This window comes from Cellvibrio sp., from assembly GCF_053579595.1.
In genome coordinates this window covers 1-3,673 of sequence record NZ_JBRFPI010000423.1, presented here as the reverse complement: position 1 = coordinate 3,673, position 3,673 = coordinate 1, and the positions used below count along the sequence as shown (strand labels likewise).

Sequence of the window (3,673 nt, the reverse complement as noted above, 5' to 3'; positions counted from 1 at the left end):
CGCTTACCGTGCATTTACTGGGCGATCTCGGCGCGGGAAAAACCACGCTCACACGCGGCATCCTGCGCGCTTTTGGTCATAACGGCGCGGTGAAGAGTCCGACTTACACTTTGGTTGAGGCCTATGAGTTTCCAGTGCGTACTGTTTACCACTTCGACCTCTATCGCCTTGGAGACGCGGAAGAGCTGGAGTACATGGGTATCCGCGATTATTTTGCCGCTAACACACTTTGTTTGATTGAGTGGCCAACACGCGGCGCAGGCGTTTTACCCACGCCGGATCTGGTGGTTGATATCAGTGTCGCCGGCGAGGGGCGCCGCCTTGAGCTGCGTACTGACTCGGCTGACTTGGCCAGATTGCTTGCCTCCGCCTGACGTTTTCTTATCCCCGATACACTCCGGTTCTTTGTTCAATTGGTGAAAAATTCATTCATGCCCTAGGCTTAGTGGATCTTTCCTGTGTGACCAATCGGAATACCATTAATCGAGTGTTAAAGGATGTACCTGAGTCATCGACTTCCGGCGGGCAGCGCCAGTATTTTTATATTCTTGTGTTTATTCCTTGCGCGCACCGTTTATTCCTATGAGCCTCCGCCCCAAATTTTATTTGGCGGTGATCTCGCTTATCCGCCGCTGGAGTGGATGGAAAAAAATCAAATCAACGGGTTTAACGTTGATCTAGCGCGCGAGGTTGCTCACATAGGCGGCAGCAAGGCTGAGCACCGCCTGGGCAACTGGCCGGATACTATTCACGCGCTGGAACAAGGGCATCTGGATGTAGTGCCTATGTACTACTCACTGGAGCGCTCACGCAAGTTTATCTTTACCCAGGCCTATCTTTATTCCTCGCATGCGATTTATGCGCTGCCCACCACTGCGCGCGTGTCATCAATTGACGATCTCACCAATAAAAAAGTGGCGGTAGAAGAAGAATCTTTCGCCCACCAACAGCTGCGCCATCTGGCGAAAAAAGGGGACTTGGTGCTGACCTCGAATACACTCTCAGCGATAGAGTCGGTCATGCAGGGCAGTGCCGATTACGCGGTACTGTCCAGCTTGGCGGCTGATAATTTATTGCGTCTGCACGAGTGGAAATTGGCGCGGATGGGGCCGCCATTTTGGTCGCGCGGTTATGCGTTTGCAGTCAATAAAAATAAACCGGAATTGGCAGAATGGCTGCAGGATTCCCTGAGTAGCGCCATCGCCAATGGCAATTACCAAACGCTCTACCAAAAGTGGCAAAACGATCTGGAACCTGCGCAGGCCGACAACCGCTGGCTGCCATTTTTTTCCAGCGCATTTGCGCTTTTATTGGCCGCGTTTGCACTGGGCGGTAGTTGGTATTGGAGTTTAAAGCGCAAGGTTGAACAGCGTACGCAGGAGTTGAGTGAAGCGTTGGCACAGCGCGCAATTGCCGAGCAGGAATTGCTCCGCGTCGCCCATTTTGATGCGCAGACAGGCCTTGCCAAGTTGCCGCATTTTATCGATCAGTTGGATGATTATTTTCACGCGCATCAACAACCCGTTAAGCAAGAAAAAGAAATCCTGGTAATAAAACTCGCTGACCTTGATGTCATTGTGCGCACCTTTGGGTTCGCGCGCGCGGAAATGATTGTGAGCGCATTTGCGACTCACCTGCTCAAATTGGACGATACTTTGGCAGCTTATTTAGGGCGCGGGGTATTTGCATTGTTCGTTAATAAAAGCAACGCGCTGGAGTTATTTGATCGCTTGAGCAACGCGATGGCTGAATCAGACCCGGGATTAAATTCGCAATTTGTTGGTGGATCGGCCTACTGGCCTGAACACGGGCGCTCAGCAGGGAAATTAATGCGGCACGCCGAAACTGCACTAGCGATGAGCGAATTGCGCCGCCGACGCTGGCTCGCTTATGAAGCAGCGATGGAACCCAGCCGTGTTGATTTGGATATTATTTCAATTTTTATCGATGGCAATGTGCAGGGTATTTTCCCTGTGTTTCAACCGCAATTGGATTTGCGCAGCGGAAAAATTTTATCGGCTGAAATATTGGTGCGCTGGCAGCACCCGCGCTTGGGGTTGGTGCCGCCCAATGTATTTATTCCGCTGTTGGAAAATTCCGGTTTGATCGAGCAGGTTACCGAGCAGATGATCGACGAGGCAGTGCGGGTGGCTGTGCTGTTGCGCAAACGCGATTTGCCCTGCTGCATCAGCATCAATATTGCCGCTTACGATTTAATTGAAACCAATCTCGCCGACATCGTAAGCCAAGCACTGGTACGCTATCAGGGGCTGCCCAGTGACATTAAATTGGAACTCACCGAGACCTCAGTTGCTTCAGATCCCCAGCGAGTAAAACAAGTACTCACGCAATTAAGCGAGTTAGGTATCTACTCCTCGGTCGATGATTTTGGTACTGGCTATTCGTCGCTCTCCTATTTAAGTATGTTCCCTATCCGCGAATTAAAAATCGACCGCACTTTTGTCAGCGATATGCTCGGCAACCCGCGCAACCACAGCATAGTGCGCTCAACGATTTTAATGGCGCGCGAGCTGGGGTTAGTGACGGTTGCTGAAGGTGTTGAAGATGACCAAACATTGCAAATGTTAAAAAAAGACGGCTGCGATATCGCTCAGGGTTATGTCATTGCAAGGCCGCTGCCAGAGGCAGAATTTATCGAATTTATGCGCGCCCACGCGGCGCAGCTATTTGATATCAGCCAATTTATGAAATAGCGGTTTGAATTGTTTTTTGGATGCAATCTTTTTTTGATGTAAAAACTAATGAAAAATAATTGAAAGGGCAGATGGCCTGCCCTTTGTACAACTGGGCGAGAATCAATATTTCAGGTGGTAGGCAGTAACGGTATTGCTGAAAAAATTTGGCACAACGACTAATTGTTTTTCTTTGGTGTAAGCAAAATCGGCGGTGTATATGCCTTGGCTGGTTAAATCCAGCAGCAGCGTTTGCGAGCCATCGTGGTTAATCCAATAAATTTGTCCCTCCCAGAGTGAAACCAAATAGTTGTTGCGTTTGGTCTCAGCAATGCCATCAATAAGGCCAAAGGGTAACTGGGTAATCACTGTTGCCTCCAGTGCAGTGTTATAGCGCACTAGTTGTGCCCCTGAGCCGACGACTAATTCATCCTTATCAATAAACAATCCATTGGCACTGGTGACGTTATCGATATAGACCTCGGGTATAAAATTACGAATCCTAAAAATCTTTCCTACACCCGTATCCGACACGAAAATATCGCCCCGGCGATTGGCGGCTACATCATTGAGAAATGCTGCTCCCGGGATTGGAATTACGTTGACTATTGCACCGGTTTTCAAATCGATAACGGCAACTTCATCGATGTCGGAAACGTAGAGATATTTGCCGGATACTGCCATGCCTTTGGGCGCATTTAATCCACTTGCCCATTGGCTATCCAGTAACGTTCCGTTCGCGCTGATTTTGGCGATATCACCGTTGCCATCCTTGCTAAAAAAATCACCTTTGATCACGGACACCAGAAAATAAGGCTTACCACCGCACTTTACTTCAATAACCGATTCAGGAATCTCCAGTCCCGTCACTTGCCATGCTTGGTTCAATGAGGGCGCAGTAGGTTTGTGAGCCATAACATCGGCCGTGCCAATCAACAATGTGCAGAGCAACGCTGTTTTCAGAAAAAATTGCATAGAAA

At 49.3% G+C, this 3,673-nt stretch carries 3 protein-coding genes; 2 read left to right on the top strand and 1 reads right to left on the bottom strand.

Annotation, left to right across the window (positions count from 1 at the left end; all coding sequences use genetic code 11):
• Together tsaE and ACWA6V_RS19000 are read left to right on the top strand one after the other, a co-directional pair.
• Nucleotides 1–374 (top strand): tRNA (adenosine(37)-N6)-threonylcarbamoyltransferase complex ATPase subunit type 1 TsaE (gene tsaE / locus ACWA6V_RS19005; RefSeq protein WP_449523968.1); only part of this gene is annotated, 374 nt, incomplete at its 5' end.
• Between the two features lie 123 nt (nucleotides 375–497).
• A complete protein-coding gene (locus tag ACWA6V_RS19000; RefSeq protein WP_449523967.1) occupies nucleotides 498–2,714 on the top strand; it encodes an EAL domain-containing protein in 2,217 nt (738 codons plus the stop codon).
• Nucleotides 2,715–2,816: 102 nt separating this feature from the next.
• Here the strand turns inward: ACWA6V_RS19000 and ACWA6V_RS18995 are convergent.
• Nucleotides 2,817–3,673: GTP-binding protein (locus tag ACWA6V_RS18995; protein ID WP_449523966.1), on the bottom strand; the 857-nt coding region annotated here is incomplete at its 5' end.

Excerpts from the sequence above, each read along its gene's own strand:
- ACWA6V_RS19000 (WP_449523967.1), top strand. The coding sequence starts at position 498 with ATGTACCTGAGTCATCGACTTCCGGCGGGCAGCGCCAGTATTTTTATA.